This is a genomic window from Candidatus Glassbacteria bacterium (assembly GCA_019456185.1).
In the GTDB taxonomy this organism is placed as follows: domain Bacteria; phylum Gemmatimonadota; class Glassbacteria; order GWA2-58-10; family GWA2-58-10; genus JAJRTS01.
The window spans coordinates 53,750-69,991 of record VRUH01000005.1 but is presented as its reverse complement, the minus strand read 5'-3'; the positions used below and the strand labels follow the sequence as shown (position 1 = coordinate 69,991).

The 16,242-nt window shown below is 57.8% G+C and carries 12 protein-coding genes and 1 pseudogene (1 of these 13 running past the window's edge); 9 read left to right on the top strand and 4 right to left on the bottom strand.

All coding sequences use genetic code 11. The features are described from left to right. Positions 1 to 73 precede the first annotated feature (73 nt). Positions 74 to 985, bottom strand: a complete 912-nt coding sequence (locus tag FVQ81_03300; GenBank protein MBW7995601.1) for a hypothetical protein — start codon at positions 983 to 985, stop codon at positions 74 to 76. Here FVQ81_03300 and FVQ81_03295 point away from each other — a divergent pair. From FVQ81_03295 to FVQ81_03255, 9 genes and pseudogenes are all read left to right on the top strand, one after another. Continuing rightward, on the top strand, positions 893 to 2,368 hold the full coding sequence (locus FVQ81_03295; protein MBW7995600.1) for an alcohol dehydrogenase catalytic domain-containing protein: 1,476 nt from the start codon (positions 893 to 895) through the stop codon (positions 2,366 to 2,368). The two genes, FVQ81_03300 and FVQ81_03295, sit on opposite strands and share 93 nt — an antisense overlap. 465 nt (positions 2,369 to 2,833) lie before the next feature. Next, positions 2,834 to 5,131 carry a T9SS type A sorting domain-containing protein gene (locus tag FVQ81_03290; protein MBW7995599.1) on the top strand — a complete coding sequence of 766 codons (2,298 nt, stop codon included), beginning with the start codon at positions 2,834 to 2,836 and terminating at the stop codon, positions 5,129 to 5,131. A 60-nt stretch (positions 5,132 to 5,191) separates the two neighbouring features. Then, entirely contained in the window at positions 5,192 to 5,839 is a 648-nt protein-coding gene (locus FVQ81_03285; protein MBW7995598.1) for a hypothetical protein, read from the top strand. 116 nt (positions 5,840 to 5,955) lie between these two features. Next, positions 5,956 to 6,714 (top strand): hypothetical protein, encoded by a 759-nt coding sequence (locus FVQ81_03280; protein ID MBW7995597.1) that lies wholly within the window; start codon positions 5,956 to 5,958, stop codon positions 6,712 to 6,714. A 97-nt stretch (positions 6,715 to 6,811) separates the two neighbouring features. Further along, a complete protein-coding gene (locus FVQ81_03275) occupies positions 6,812 to 8,884 on the top strand; it encodes a hypothetical protein (GenBank protein MBW7995596.1) in 2,073 nt (690 codons plus the stop codon). A gap of 22 nt (positions 8,885 to 8,906) precedes the next feature. Continuing rightward, on the top strand, positions 8,907 to 10,136 hold the full coding sequence (locus FVQ81_03270) for a glucuronyl hydrolase (protein MBW7995595.1): 1,230 nt from the start codon (positions 8,907 to 8,909) through the stop codon (positions 10,134 to 10,136). Between the two features lie 59 nt (positions 10,137 to 10,195). Beyond that, a complete protein-coding gene (locus tag FVQ81_03265) occupies positions 10,196 to 10,447 on the top strand; it encodes a hypothetical protein (protein ID MBW7995594.1) in 252 nt (83 codons plus the stop codon). A gap of 239 nt (positions 10,448 to 10,686) precedes the next feature. Further along, a pseudogene (locus FVQ81_03260) lies at positions 10,687 to 12,047 on the top strand (insulinase family protein). A gap of 21 nt (positions 12,048 to 12,068) precedes the next feature. Beyond that, positions 12,069 to 13,448, top strand: a complete 1,380-nt coding sequence (locus tag FVQ81_03255) for an insulinase family protein (protein MBW7995593.1) — start codon at positions 12,069 to 12,071, stop codon at positions 13,446 to 13,448. Between the two features lie 364 nt (positions 13,449 to 13,812). Here FVQ81_03255 and FVQ81_03250 read toward each other — a convergent pair whose 3' ends face one another. The 3 genes from FVQ81_03250 to FVQ81_03240 form a co-directional block, all read right to left on the bottom strand. Beyond that, entirely contained in the window at positions 13,813 to 14,613 is an 801-nt protein-coding gene (locus tag FVQ81_03250; GenBank protein MBW7995592.1) for a hypothetical protein, read from the bottom strand. A 219-nt stretch (positions 14,614 to 14,832) separates the two neighbouring features. Then, complete coding sequence (locus FVQ81_03245) at positions 14,833 to 15,921, bottom strand: hypothetical protein (GenBank protein ID MBW7995591.1); 1,089 nt, start codon at positions 15,919 to 15,921, stop codon at positions 14,833 to 14,835. Between the two features lie 210 nt (positions 15,922 to 16,131). Then, positions 16,132 to 16,242, bottom strand: partial view of a family 20 glycosylhydrolase gene (locus tag FVQ81_03240; protein ID MBW7995590.1) — the 3' portion only. The gene runs 1,815 nt beyond the window's last position; only the last 111 of its 1,926 coding nucleotides appear in the window; its start codon lies off the right edge, out of view — the gene reads right to left on this strand; the stop codon is at positions 16,132 to 16,134.

Below are 16,242 nucleotides of genomic sequence, written 5' to 3'. Positions count from 1 at the left end.
GGATTAGCGTGTGGCGGCAAGCAGGCACGGGATCGGACCTGCCGGCGGGGAACCAGCGGGGAACGGGGCGGTCTCAGCCCAGGGCCGATGTTTTCTTCATCATGCTTACGGTACGGTAATAATTCAACTCCAGCAACAGCAGGAAAAACTGGGTGAACAGGTCCGGGTAGCGCTGAAGGTGGCGCACCAGGCTCTGCACGGCCATCCTGTAACCGAACACCTTGTCGATAACGTCCACCTGGGTCACGCTTACCGAGCCGAGGTTCAGCAACGAGGACTCGCCCAGGATGGCCGGTCCGGCGATAATGCTCAGTTCGATTCGTACTTTCTCCTCGGTAAGCGCATCCTCGACCTCCTTGCTGATTTTGACCCTGCCTTCCTGCATGAAGATGATTTCCGAGTTCGGCTCGCCCTCCCGGACCAGAGTCCCCCGCAATTCGTGGGGCACGACATTCAGCTTGGGGATCGAGCGCATCTTTTTCAGGAACGCGTTCAACGAATCAAGCAGCCGCACGGGGTATTCGGTTTCCTCGGCTTCCTGCTCCAGACCGTAGCCTGTCAGGATCTGCACGAAATTGTCGTTAACCCCCATCAGCTTCCGGTACATAATCCGGTTCAGGCTGATCATCACCTGTACCCGCACGCCGCGCAGTTCCGGGTCGGGGTCCTTGAGGATTTCAACCAGAGCCGAGTAGTTGAACACGATCAACTTGAGGTCCTCCTCGGCGTAGACATCGGCGCTGCGGCTTTCGATATTCACGGTCTCGTCCAGCGCATTGAGCACGGTGCTGACCATGCTCACTTCGCCGACCGTGTTTTTCTCCTCGATGATTATCCGCTCGGGCTGGCCGATATCCACCCCCGCCTGGCCCTCGACAATGTAGTACAGGGCATGGCCCGAGGCGTCCTTGCGGATAAACGGGCGGTCGTCCGATGGTTTGACTTTCCGGACAATCAGCGTGGCGCTGGGTTTGAAATCCGGCACCTGGCCCGTATAGATAATCCGGGTGACTATCTGCAGGTCTTCCAGTACCTTCTGTGCTTTTGCCTTGTCCATCCGCCTGGTCCTGAATACGCTGAGGTTGTCCGGCGGCCGGCCGCCGGCGAGATAATGAATCGGTGTAAAGTTCGACCAATTCTACACTCTACTTTTTCAAATTGCAAGGCAAAACGGGAGCTGCCTGCCGATGGACACACCCGGCCGGCTTGCGCACCCGCCCGCGGCTGGATATTTTGGAACAGGCGAATTGAACCGGAAATCACATTCGATGCAGGGAACCGGACCGGGATGAAAGCAGCCCAGACGACAGCGGCGTTGAAAATAGAGTACCGCGAGGTGGCCGATCCCTCGCCGGGACCGGGACAGGTGCTTATCGCGCCGGCCTACGTGGGAATCTGCGGCAGCGATATCCACGCCTACCGCGGCGAGTTCGAGGGCCGGGTTACTTTCCCGCGCACCCAGGGCCACGAGTTCGCCGGCCGGGTGGCAAAGATCGGTCCGGATGTCGAGAGCCTGGCCGTGGGCGACCGGGTCTGTATCGACCCGATTATCTCCTGCCACAACTGCCCGGCCTGCCACAAGGGCCAGTACAACGCCTGCCGCAGCCTGCGGCTGCGGGGAATCGATCTCGACGGCGGCCTGGCCGGGCTGGCTGTGGCCGACGAGGGCCAGTGTTTCCGGCTGCCGGATGAGATCAACTATTGCGACGGCGCGCTGGTGGAACTCTACAGTATCGGCATGCACAGCACCACGGTCTCCGCCGTGGAGCCCGGCGACCGGGTGGTGGTGATCGGCGCGGGGCGGGCAGGCCTGGCCGTGCTGCAGAATATCCTGCTGACCGCCGCCGATAAGGTTTGCGTTATCGACCTCAGCGGCTACAAGCTGGACCTGGCGGACAAAGTGGGGGCGGATCTAACGATCAACTCCGTAAAAGAGGATGCGGTCGAAGCGGTGCGGGAATGGACCGGCGGCGATGGGGCCGACCTGGTGATCGAGGCGGTGGGCGAGGCGGAGCTTGAGGTGGTCGGCGGCAAAGCGCCGGTGGCCCAGGCGGTGGAGATGATCCGCAACGGCGGCCGGATCACCCTGCTGGGCCAGGGGCCGCACTCCTACGGCGCGCACTGGAAAACCCTGGTCTGGAAAGAGGCGGTTATCCGCACCAGCCGCGTGAGCAAGGGCGAGTTCCCGCGGGTGATCGCCGCGATGGCCGCCGGGCGCTACGACACCGGGGCGATGCTCTCGGCCGAGTATGAACTGGCCGATACAGCCGAAGCGTTCGAGCTGGTCAACACCGAGCCGCCGGACGTGCTGAAAGTGATGGTGCGGGTGCAGGAGCGAGAAGGCGACCCAAGCGATTTGCACTTTTGAAAAACGGAACAACTAAGATTGATTGCTATAGTAAATTTGCGAACAGCGGATGGAGCGCAAAGCCATAAACGCCTTGCAGATATTATTCTATGGATATAATACAGTTATTCTCTCAATAAAACGCGAATATATCTCATCTTTTTGATCGTAGGCTTGACAATCACCCCTATTATCGATTATAATCAAAATAGACAACCTATTGCCCACTGATAAAAACTATTGCTTGCCAGTGCAATCAAGCAAAATATAAGTTTTATCAGGATATATACAAAAAGCTCACGCCGCGTTGTCCGCCAAGACCAGCCACGGCATGAGCCAAAGCGACAATCCACTGGGGAATTGTCTTTTTATTATGGGTGGTAACCCCAGGGATTGTCAACCTTTTTTAATGCAACGAAAGGAGGTTGGCATGAAGCATCCTGAATAATTCCATTTTTTTAACCCTTGTAACTCCCTGGAGGAAAAATGAAAGTACGTAAAGAAGCATTGCTTATCGGTGTGGCATTATGTTCGGTTATTGCCACAGTCTTACTGCATGCTAATATGAAATCAAATTTTTTCCCTTTTCGCAGCCCTACCATCGGGATTGGTAATAATGAGCGAGACCCCAGCGTTTATGAGAAAATGAACTATTACGGTTTTTCCGGGGGTGCTACAGTAACAAGCTGGTTTATTACAACCGGGCTCGATAAAGTTAAAGAAGAACTGCAAGATGCGGGCAATGCAACCGCCTTTGACACCTATGCCCAGGCTGCTATTGATAGCTTTGTAAACTATCTCGATACCCATACCCAGGATTTACCCCCCATAACCAGCCGATTTGAGCCGATGTATGATAAGTTTTTCGTGCCCTGGAATGCCAATGTTATTTACTGCTATCTGGTCGACAGCCTGATAACCTACACAGGTGACGCCACTGTGAAACGCAACAAGGCTGTCGAGGTAACTGCCAACGCCATTGCCGCAACGGATTCAGTTTTCAGGGCCTGGTATGCTTGTGATATGATCATTCATCAGATTTGCGAGGAGGCGAAAACTCAATGGAAAGAAGCCACTAGTGATTATATATTTCATTCTGATTTTCGTGATTATACAAGTGGAGATTCCACTGCAGCTTACAGGCTGTTCTTCTCTGTCTTGAACCAGTTGGCGGATGAAGTTGAGCAAGAAATTTCGGATTCGCTGCTGACCGCAGTCGAAGTGGCATGGAATGGTGTTACCGATTTTGAATTGGATTTTGAATCCGAATTCGTTGACTCGCTGGACAACGTTGATGCCTTCTTCTTTCAAGTGCAAAACACTTATGCAGTTTATAAGCTCCAGCAGGCCAACGCACTTAACAGCGGAAGGCTGCTAGGTGTCAGGTGCACCCAGCATGAAAATCCTGGCCCCTCTGATCAATACGAGGACCTGGCTGATGCATATTCAATTTTCACCAATGCCGATTTCCTGACTTTTTGGGCTGGAGACCATTTCGATGGACGTAGCGCATATTGGGATTATGATGGCGATAGTTTGGTGGTTTTAACTTATGATGCATCAACCACATTTAAAGCTTTTTCCGAATGGAAGGCTAAGGACTATCTGCACGTGGTGGACAAGTTCCACGAAACGTACATAGATACGGTCCAATGGACCAAGAGCGGCACGGTTACGGGAAACGGCGACAGTACGGCCACTTTGTCCCCCGGCGCCTCGCTCGAGAGCAAGGTCGATTTCAACAAAGCCGCTGTCAGAGCGGTTTTTAAAAGATTGAGCGGTAGCCCCAACCCAACTCAGGAATTGGGCCTCCATTTGACCGGGGACCAATGGGTCAAGTTGTATATCAAAAAAGATACAGCTTATACCGTCGTAAAGAGCGGCTCAGCCCCTGTTACAACCAAGCATGGCGCATTCGGGACAATCACCGCCGGGTCTTATCATGAGTTTAAAATCGTGACAGACGGGATTGTGGCGGCATTCGTTATCGATGGAGATTACGTCACGGACGAAGCTTTCAATCGCGACCCGGACTTGCAGTTAAAGCTTTATAACAGCGCCGGAGATACCAACATGGTGATGGATTCTGTCACCGTGCTGGATCAGTATGCCGCAAGTGCCCAGATCATTATTGGGACCGAGGCAGTTGACACCAACACGACATACGCGGAACCGAGCCTGACATTTAGCTGTCCTGAAGCAGCTAACGTTACAGCATGGTTAATGCGCCATAATGAATCTATTTATAACACTAGAGTCAGACAGGTATATACCTCAAATGGCGCAGTAACTTACGGCACTATTTCATGTAGTGTAACATCTTCCGATCCAGATAGTTATTGGTATCATCTTAGAGTTATTGCATCCAACGCCGCGGGAACCGACAGCGCAAGTACAAATTCATTTTACTTCCTTTGGGACGGTGAGTCTGTAACAGTCCTGGCTGGTGTCGAGGAAGATGCACCGGTTGCAGTCACCGCACCGGTTCTGCCCAGGAGCTTTTCCCTGGCCCAGAATTTTCCGAATCCGTTCAATCCCTCCACTACGATCAGTTACGATATTGCTGAGAACGCAGAGCCGGTAACTGTCAATCTGGATATCTTCAACACCCGCGGCCAGCTTGTGGCTAAACTTGTGAACGGCGCCCGGCAAATTCCCGGCAGATACACGGTAAACTGGGACGGCAATGATCCCTCCGGCCGTAGAGTACCCTCGGGCGTTTACTTCTACCGTCTGACCGCGGGAGAGTTCGTGACCACCAGAAAAATGGTGCTGTTGAAGTAACAGTGGTTCCGCTGAAGTGCGTTTTATCCGCTAATTAATCTCAATATACTGGAGATTGTCATGAACAGGATCAAAATCTTTTTCTCAACGGTTGTTTTTCTGACCGTACTGCCTGCACTGGTGTTAGGACAGGATAACCTGTTGAAGATACAGGGGACTGTCCCTTCCAACACGGATGTTGAGCAAATTCAAAAGATAGTTCTACGGATGGTGATGGGCGTTAAATATCAGCGCCCATACCTGGTTTACAAGCATTTTCATCCCGATCCAGATGACGCATCTCCTGCTTCCTGGGAAGAACTGGATCAATTCAAGACCACCCTGGCTGGAATATTTCAAACTCTTGATCGCAGATCCTCCGCGGACAAATCTTTGCCCGGCATGTCTAACACTTTTGACTTCGAGAACTCTCGGAAGACTTTGAAATTCAAGCGGAACGGCACTGAAGCCGAACTGCAAACCTCGTTTGGTTTCTACAAGCTGCCCGGTGATCCCGCTGTTTTGGAAAAACTGCCTGCTGAGGAAGTTAACGCCTTGTCAGATATCCAAAGAGCGGACAGGGCTAAATTCAGGTCTGTCAAGCTGGAATTCCATAAAATGGACGGGAGCTGGTACCTGTCATCCCTGAAAGACCTGGACTCAGTCTTCAATAATATGGTTGATTATTATGGAAAGATTGATCTGTCACCGGCCAAGATTAAAGATTAGCATGCTTTTTGCGTGATGTTCAAGCGGCACTGGGTACGCAATGGTGCTTACCCAGTGCCGCTAAGTTATTTCAACTCCATACAATTTTTATTTTCCCCTGCTTACTGGATAGAAAAATGGGTTCTAAAGGCTGTTTTTTTACTCTCGCTGTTGCTTTTCTTCTTTCTTTTTTTTTCTCCTGCGGCTCGGACCCGGCGGCGCCCGTGGTACCAGATCAACCTGATGAACCCAAAGTAATACCACTCCACATCGCCGATTTCCTGCCGCTGGAGGAAGGATACAGCAGGAGATACGGTTACTATTATAAATTTGCAAGATATATCCCCACAGATATTGGAATATATGTTTCGGGAAACTGCGAGTTAAAAGTGAATCAAGTTATTGCGCATAATTCTGTTACCTCTGCTTCCGTAGAGGTTACCTTTGACATGACAAAAAGTAATCTTTATGGTTTCAGGGATACCACATTTTCAAGGACATTCGATATCCTGCAAACTCAGGATTCGATCTGGTACGTTACCGGCGCCCCCTCGCTGGAGCGGCTCAATGAGGGAACCCGTATCCCGATGATGTTCACCCCTCAGGGGGAGAGCAGCTTTTTGGACCTCAGGTTGTTCGCCCTCGACCTCGGTGAGCTTTTTAAATACCAGGACGAATTGGTGTTCGAAGATTTATCATTCGAAGCAACCGGTGAAAACTTAAACTACAATATTGACACTTTTGTCCCTAGTTTTGGCGTTATTATAAACAGTGTAAGATCAACCGTTATCCTGGTCCGTGGCGAGGGGATACAATCAATCGATCAGTGGGTGGTGGGGCGGCTGACTTCCATACATGGTGACTATGTACAAGTCCGGCTCGAACTGCTGGAGTAATTCCTTGCCCCTCCCTATTGCCTTTCTTTCCCTCCTAGTGCAGATTCTAATTCATTCCCCGCACACAAATCGCACACACCGGTTCCGGGAGCCAGTCATGTTCCGCCACTGCCTGCCTGTGTTGGCGCTGTCTCTTTTGCTTCTTACCCGCACCTCCCCCGCCGCCGAACCCTGGGCCCCTGTCGGGCCGGACTCGGTGGTGGTGTTCGAGGATGATTTCTCCACCTACCCGGTCGGCGCGCTGAGCGAGCCATATACCGCGGTCCAGGAGTACCACTGGACCCCCAAGAAACCGGAGTGGGGTCCCTGGGCCGAGGCTGTCTACTGGGGGTTCTGGCCGTTCGATGAGGGCCTGGCCTGGCATATCCGCGAATCAGCGGGGCAGAAAGTGCTCTGGCAGAAACAGGAGATCCTCGAGGAAGACAAGAACGCGGTCGTGCTCACCGGCGACCGGCTCTGGACCGACTACGCTTTCGAGGTCGAGTTTGTCCCCCTGTCCTGGGAAAACCCTGTCGGGATAGTCTACCGCGTAGAGAACAGCCGCAACTATTTCATGCTGGCCCTGGGCGAGGGCGACAAGTGGTTCTGGATCCGCCGTCAGCACGACGCCTGGGTTAAATCGAAGGTGCGCGAGATACCCTACGAGCCGGGCCGGCCGGTCACTTTCCGGGTCCAGGTGGAGGGGGTCAACCACAGCTTCTTTGTCAACGGCGAGCAGGTGGATATCACCCGCCGCGACTATCACCACCCCGCCGGCAAGGTCGGGCTGATCGCCAACAGCCCGGCGGACTACCGCCGCGTGCGCGTGATCATGAGTAACGAGGCCTACCAGGAGTTCAAGCGCCGCAAGGCCGCCTGGCGCGACGAGCAGGAGCGGGCAGCGGCGAAATACCCCCGGCCGAAGCTCTGGAAAAAAATCGACCTCCGGAAGCTGGCGGTCAACGGCCGTCAAATGCGCTGGGGCGACCTGGACGGCGACGGGCAGCTCGAATTCGTGATCGCCCAGCGTCATTTCGGCTCCGAGGGACTGCTGCGGCGCTATATCGCCGGGCTGACAGCGTTCGACCTGAGCGGCGAAATTCTCTGGCAGTGGGGCGAGAACGACACGATTCCCGAGCTGTTCGCCACCGACCTGCCGTTCCAGGTGGTCGATCTCGACGGCGACAGCAGGTGCGAGGTCGTGTTCAGCCACGATTTCAAGATCGAGGTGCTCGACGGGCAGACCGGCAAGCTGATCAAAAGTGTCCCAACGCCTCTTCACGGCCCCAAACACCCCGACAGTTTCTACCCCGAGGACGAGTGGGAGCGGATCCCGGCGGGCGTGCTGCATTTCGCCGACCTGACCGGCTCCGGAACAGTGGGCGATTTCCTGATCAAGGACGACTACAACAATATCTGGGCCTACGACCGCAATTTCGAGCAGCTCTGGACAGCCTGCCTCAACGCCGGGCACTACCCCTACGTGGCGGATCTCGACGGCGACGGCCGCGACGAGGTGCTGCTGGGCTACACGCTGTTCGACCACGACGGCTCGGTGATATTCGATCTCGGCTTCCAGGACCACTCCGACGCCGGCTTTATCGGCGCGGTGGGCGGCGAGTGCTACCCGGGCCTGCACGCCTATTTCTGCGCCGGCGAGGAGGGCGTGATAGTCAGCGACCTGAAAGGGAAGGTGCGTTACAAGGAAGTCCTGGGCCACGCCCAGCGCGCCGCGGTCGGTGATTTTATACCCGATATCGACGGCTGCGAGTTCGCCCAGGCGACCTACTGGGGCGAGCACAACATTATCACGGTCCACGCCGCCGACGGCCGCAAGCTGGGCGAGTACCAGCCCCACTACGTCGGCTCAACCCTCTGCGCGGTTGACTGGGCGGGCGACGGGACCGCGCTGCTGCTGGTCTCGGGCAACGCGGCAAAGGGAGGGATGATCGACGGCCGGGGCCGCCAGGTGGTGAAATTCACCGAGCAGGGACACCCGGAACTCTGCTGCGATGTGATCGATATCACCGGCGACAGCCGCGACGAGGTTGTGCTCTGGGACCGCGACAAACTGTGGATCTACACCCAGGACGACAACGTGGCCCCGCCCGCGGAGATCGTGCCGATGAAGAAGATGCCCCTGCACAGCCGCAGCAACTACCAGATGTACGTGGCGGTGCCCGAAAAGTAACTATCAGCCCGGAGCAGATCAGATGAAAAGTCTTACCGTACACATCGTTATCACCCTGGCCGCTGTCCTGCTCGCCTGCGGGCAGCAGCCGCAGCAGACCGCCGCTCCGCAGGTTTCGATCCCGGAGCTGACCCCCGCGCTCGCCGAGCAGGGCCTGGCCTGGGTTGACTCAAGCCTTCGTAAAACCCTCGAGATAACTGGAGAAAAATTCCCGATCTCCACCGAGGACGGAGTCTGGGAACTGGGCCACGACGGCTGGACCGGGGGTTATTTTGCCGGCATGCTCTGGATGATGTACAAGCACACCGGTGATGATTATTGGCGGGAAAAGGCCGAAAAATACACCTGGCTGCTGGAGCACCACAAGGACAATGCCGACAACAGCGACATCTGCATCCTGCTCTGGCCCGCGTTCGACCTGGGCTACCGTCTGACCAGCGAGGAGGCCCTGCGCGAGGTGGGCCTGACCGCCGCGCGCACGATGATGAAGCGCTATATCCCCGCCGGCGGTTATTTCCAGAACTGGGGCCGCCTGGGCGATGAAGATCAGATGGGATTCGTGATTATCGACTGCCTGATCAACCTGGACCACGTCTTCTGGGCGGGCAGGCAGACCGGCGACCCCTCGTTTGGCGAAGCCGCTGTCAGCCACGCCCACCGCACGCGCGAGGCCCACGTGCGCGATGATTTCTCCAGCTACCAGGTGGTGGAATTCGACCCGGAAACCGGACAAATGCTCCGCGGGTTCCACAAGCAGGGCGTGGGCGATGAGACCACCTGGAGCCGTGGCCAGAGCTGGGGGATCTATGGATTCACCCGCGCGGCCGGCAATTCCGGCGACCCGGAGTTGCTGGCTACCGCCAGAAAAATGGCCGACTGGTTTATCGAGCGCCTGCCCGACGACCAGGTCCCCTACTGGGATTTCGACCTCCCGCCCGGAGAGAACCACCCGCGCGACACCAGCGCCGGCTCGATGGCCGCCAGCGGGATGCTCGAGCTGGCCTCGCTGCTGGACGACCCCGCCGAAGCCGAACGCTACCGCGACGCAGCCGGGGAAATCCTGGCCTCGCTGACTGTCAACTATCTGACCCGCGGCCTGCCCGGCAGGCCCGATGGCGTGCTCACCGGCGGCACCTACTTTTTCGAGATCGGCCGCGGCGTGAACCAGGCCAATATCTGGGGCGATTTCTACTACCTGGAGGCCCTGCTGAGGTGGCTGGAGCCCGATTTCTGGCTGGATGAGAGGGGCTGAAAAAATGCTGCCGGCGGGAGTGGGAGCTGTTCAACCTCCCCGGCGGAGCGGGTTTCTTTGTGTTCCTGCATTTCCCGCTCGTGTTCGTGGTGCTTTACGGCCTGGTGCTGGTCCGCGAGGGGCTGACAGCGGGGCTGGTTATCAGCTTAATGCTGGCCACCTCGGGGATTTTTGCCTTCGTGGCCCATCTGTTTTTTATTGCCCGCGGGCACAGCCAGTTCCAGACCCCGATGAGCCTGTTTATCCTGCTGGCCACCCTGTTCGCCTCGCTGGCCCAGGCGGTGGTCAGCGTGAAGCTGCTGGCTGCCTGATACAGAACTTCCTGTATCCAGTATTTACTACATTCATGGTCTATGTATGGTATCAACTTCCCCGCCGCCCTTGTTTTCCCCGGCCTCACCCATTACAATTGATAGTCAGTCTCTAATTCAGCGCCGATTGATAACAAGTACGCACCATAGTAAGTATCGGCGAGAGTATGTACCTCGCAGAGTCAAAGGAGTTGCCATGATCGGTTCGATCCTGCAGGCGGGCAAACCCCTGCTGGTCGTTGCATTCGGCACAGCCGCCATGCTGGCCGCCTGCTCGGGCGGTGGCGGCGGTAAAACCGGCGGGTTTACCGTACCGGTGGAATACCATAAGCTGGCCAACGGCCTCAAGGTGGTGCTCAGCGAGGACCACACCGTACCTACAGTCACGGTCGCGGTTTATTACAATATCGGTTTCCGGATCGAGCCGCGGGAGCGCACCGGGTTCGCCCACCTGTTCGAGCACATGATGTTCCAGGGGTCGGAGAACCTGGGCAAGATGGAGTTCGTGAGGCTGATCCAGACCAACGGCGGTACGCTCAACGGCTCCACCCGCTTCGATTTCACCAACTATTTCGAGATTGTCCCCAGCCACAAGCTGGAGACTATCCTCTGGGCCGAGGCCGACCGGATGAGCGGCCTGGCGATCGACCAGGACAACCTGACCAACCAGCAGGGCGTGGTGATCAACGAGGTCAAGGTCAACGTGCTCAACACACCCTACGGCGGATTCCCCTGGCTTGATATGCCCCAGTACGCCTTCAAAAACTGGTACAACAGCCACAATTTCTACGGTGATCTCGACGACATCGAGGCGGCCGACCTGGGCGACGTGCAGAGCTTTTTCGATACGTTCTACTCGCCCAACAACGCCGCGCTGGTGATCGCCGGAGATCTCGATCCGGCCGAGGCGCTGGAGCTGGCCAAAAAGTATTTCGGCCCGATTTCCGCGGTGGACCTCCCCGACAAGCCCGATCTCAGCAAGCCGCCCCAGACCGAAGAGCAGCGGTTCAGCAAGACCGACACCCTGGCCAGCCGCCCGGCCCTGGCGTTCGCCTACCGGGTCCCCGAGCGGATGACGCCCGAGTGGTACGCGTTCGGCATCCTGGACCAGATCCTGGTCCAGGGCGAGGACAGCTACCTGCACAACGCTCTGGTCAAGCGTAGCGGGCTGACCGGATCGGTGAGCGGCGGGATCAATTTCGCACTGGGCAACAAGTACAACTACAACGGCCCGATGCTCTGGACAGTCTCACTGTTCCATGACTCGGAAACGAGCGTCGACTCGATCATGAAACTGGTCGACTCGGAGGTGGACAGAGTGCGCGACTCGATAGTCGGCGCCGATGAGCTTGACCGGGCGCTGATCAAACTGCGCTCCGGGTTCTACGACTACCTGGAATACTACAGCGGGATGGGCAGGGCCGACCTGCTGGCCTGTTTCGCGCTGTTCGATGACGATCCGGGGCTGATCAACCGGATCGAGGAGGGCTTCCGCGAGGTTACCCCGGAGCTCCTGCAAAAGACAGCGCGCGAGTACCTGGCGCCGTCACAGCGCACCGTGCTGGAACTTCTACCGGGCCGGGAACTCGAGTACCGATAATCCGGAAGGGGAACAGTGTCAATGTTCAAGATAATCATACTTGCCGTAACGGCCCTGTGCGCGATGGCTGTCTATGCGCTGCCCAAAGAAACTCCGCCGCCGGGCGGAGAACCGAAAAAGTTCGTCCTGCCGTCCAGGCGAACCTTTACGCTCGAGAACGGCCTGGCGGTGACCCTGGTGCCGTTCGGCAGCACGCCGAAAGTGGCGGTGGAACTGGTGCTGGCCGTGGGCAATATCAACGAGAACGAGGACCAGGTATGGCTGGCCGACCTGACCGGGATGATGCTCGAGGAGGGCACCACCTCCCTCGGTTCCGAGCAGATCGCCGAGAAAATAGCCGGCATGGGCGGCCAGCTGGACATCGGTGTCGGGCCGGACCAGACTACGGTCATGGCCGACGTGCTCGCCGAGTTCGGCTCCGAGGCGGTGCGGATAATCGCCGATGTGGTCCGCAACCCGCTGCTGCCCACCAGCGAAATCGAGCGGCTGAAAAACGACCTGATCCGTCGCGCCAGTATCCAGCGCAGCCGCGCCCAGAGCCAGGCCCTGGAGAAATACCGCGAGGTGCTCTACGGCAACCATCCCTACGGCCGCGTGTTCCCCTCGGAGAATATTCTGCAATCGTTCACTTTGCAGGATGTAAAAAACTTCTACGGGGAAAACTTCGGCGCGGCGCGCGCCCGGCTCTACGTGGCCGGAGTGTTCGATCAGAAGTCGATGGAGGCATCTATCCGCGAATCGTTCTCCGGCTGGGAGAGCGGCCCGGCGGCCACGGCCAATATCCCCTCGCCGGAATCGAAACGCGAGGTGCACCTGGTCAACCGTCCCGGCGCGGTGCAGAGTACAATCTACATGGGCCTGCCCACAATCGGCCCCAGACACGAGGACTGGCTGGAGCTGAACGTGACCAATTTCCTGCTGGGCGGCATGTTCGCATCGAGGATCACCGCCAACATCCGCGAAGACAAGGGCTACACCTACAGCCCGCGCAGCAGTATCTCCGTGCGCTACGGCGACGCCTACTGGGCCGAGACAGCCGATGTCACCACCGAGGTCACCGGCGAGGCGCTGAAAGAGATTTTCTACGAGATCGACCGCCTGCAGGGCGAGCCGCCCTCGGCCGAGGAACTCCAGGGCGTGCAGAACTACGCGGCCGGACGGTTCGTGCTGCAGAACTCCGACCGCGGCGGGATTATCGGCATGCTGGCCTATCTCGATCTCCACGGCCTGCCGGTCAGCTACCTGGAAAATTATACGGCCAACGTGATGAAAATCACCCCGGAGCAGGTGCAGGCCGCGGCCAGGAACTATATCCGCGACACCGAGATGACTATCGTGGTGGTTGGTGACAGCGCTGCGATTGCCGAACAGATCAGCCGGTTCGGGCCGGTGGTTCAGTAAGCTTTTTTATTCACGCGTGGCCTGCCCCCTGCGGCCCGCCGCGCGCCAATTGCAACCGCCGGGATTTTTGCAAACAAAACCCCGGTTTCTATAAATGGGAGGTGGAACGATGGATGCCATTTCGATTCTGAGCCTGATTCTCGGCATGTTCGGGCTTTTAGCGTACACCAAGGTAAAAAACCTGAGCAAGCAGGTTTACCTGCTGCGCTCGGACCTTAAGCTGGCCGCCGCTGGCAAAAGCAGTGACGGCGGCTCCTGCGGGTGTGGCGGGAATTGCTGAAGCGTTAATTTATACCACTAAACCACGTAGGGGCGACGCATGCGTCGCCCCTACATTTTTCCAGCTAATTTAGTGTGCCCCCCCTCACACCACCGCCGCGCTCATCGCGGCATCCAGCAGGTCGATATTCTCGGCGATCATGTTCTGCTTGTCAGCCGTATAGACCCCGATACAGACCGGGTCGTCGGGCCGCAGCTTGCCGGCCACGTAGCCCAGCGCCTCGGCCGGGTCGTTGCGCCCGGCGGCCATCACCTTGTAGTGGATCGCCGGCGCGGGCAGGGTCTGGATCAGCCCGGTCACCCGCTCGCGGTGCGCCTGCTCGTAGACCTCCTCCTGGCCCGATACGTGCCGGGGGTCCCTGCCGCGCGGGATCGGGTTGTAGTAGGAGCACATGAAATAGTCCAGCTCCAGGTTTTCCGCGGCCCACTCGAACACCTCGGGCTGATGGGCGGCGATCGCGGCCAGCATCCCGCGCTCCTTGATCATCGCCACCAGCGGCTTGAACTCGTCGAGGCGGCCGTTGAGGTACAGGTGGTCGGCCACGCCGCCGTGGAGATGGCAGGCCGGGGCGTTCATCGCCGCCGCCCGCTCGATACACATCTCCTGCGGACCCACCTCCGGGCAGGTCTGGGCGAACCATTGCAGGCTGCCGCCCTCCTGCTCGAACTCCATCAGCATCCGGATCACGAAATTATCCGTCCGGGCGATAACCGTGTTGATTCCCAGCCGCTGTGCCTCGTGCATGGTGTCCAGCACTTTTCTTGCCGTGTAAAACCTTATCATTTCCCGATCCCTGTCCAAGCCCTGATGACTGAAACCGCTGAACGGGTTGGTGCCCAGGATTATCCGGCTCACCTTTTTCCCGCTGATATCCACGTAGTCCATTGCATTCCTCCGGCGGAGCTAAGCCGCCACCTTGCCGTTTGTTCCCTGCTCGTGTAAACTCGCTTTTAATCCAAATGTTTAGATCAAAAATTACACACCCCGCCCGCTTTCAGCGGGCACCCCTCTCAAGAGGGGAATTGAAGGTGTCAGAGAGAGTTTATCTTTCCCGCTCCATACCAAACAATATGACGTAACTGCCGCGCTGTCAATCGAGTCAGTTCACTCGTATGCGTCATAGAGCACCACATCGTCCACCAGCAGGGTGAACTCCGCGGCTTCGTCCGCGGGCCAGGCCAGGTAAAAAATGTCGTCCACCCGGCTGCCGGCCTCGAACGGCGTCTGGTTGCCGTCGTTCCTGATCCCGTCGGCCGTAAAATCAACCGTTTCGGTGAACCATTCTCCCTGTGGCTGGTGCTCCAGGCCCACGTGACGGTTGTCCATGTCGGTCAGGTCGAATATCATCGGCTGGACCCGGCGGACATTCTCCAGCCAGCAGTTGTAACGCAGCCGGGAATGTTCGCCCACCTGCTGCGGCGGGTCGATAATCAGCCTGATCCGCTTGACTCCCCGTTGCTCGCGGTCGAGCGCCTCGCCGGCGCCCCAGCCGCGCGAGAGCGATTCGTGCTTGTGGTTGACCCTGAAGTCGGCATGGGTCCACGGGTGGTAGGATTCCACCGGGTCGAACCCCCAGAGCGCGATCACCCGCCGCGGGAATTTTTCTCTTGCTCCATCTGCTCTACTTCCACCCGCAAAGCAGATGATGTCGTCGATCAGCAACTCACCGTCGCCGTGGAGCACGAACGCCGCCTCGCTCACCCGCTCACCGGATTCGAGCGGCCCGCCGCCTCGCTCATCGCCCACTTCGCCGAAATCCGCCGCCGCCTCGGCCCACTCGCCCCTGGCCAGACCGGTCAGAGTCAGCCGGTGCCAGGCCTGGCGGTCTTGGTTGAACAGGCGGAGTTCCAGCTGGCCCTCTCCACCGAGATAATAGCGGAAATAGACTTTGCTCCCGGCTTCGGCGCGGGGGTAGCGGGTGAAAATCACGCTCAGCGAACTGACTCCCGGCGCTAGTTCCCGCGCGGCGGCGGCAAAATTGTTGGCCGGATAAGGCGGGACATTCTCCCCCTCGTGGCGAGCACTCCAGACAACATCGTTGCGCAGCAGCTCGAAATCACAGGCCGCCCAGATCCGTTCCGGAAACAGCTCGGGACGGGCTTCCGCAACCTGCGGCGACGGCAGGTTTTGCTGCTTGGGCTTTCCGCAACCAGCCAGCAGTACCAAAAGGGCAGCCACTGTAAAAATTCTCACAGGTGCTTTTCCCTGTAGCCGGCCATGTACTTTTTCAGGTCGGCCAGGTAGTCCTCCAGGCCCAGCAGCTGCTCATCGTAGATCATGAACGACAAATCCGGGCGGCGGTTGGCGAAATTGCGCTGCTGGTCCCGCCCGTGGACATATTTCTTCTCCGGCGTGGACATCCCGCGCGGCAGCTGCGATTTCTCCCAGGTGGCGACAATCGATTTAAATATCCTCTCGCGCTCGGCCAGATTGACCTCGATAATCTCCGCCGCCCTGCCGAGCGCGGCGTATGCCCCCGCCGGGTTGTCGAAATGCGCCCGGTGGGCCTGGGTG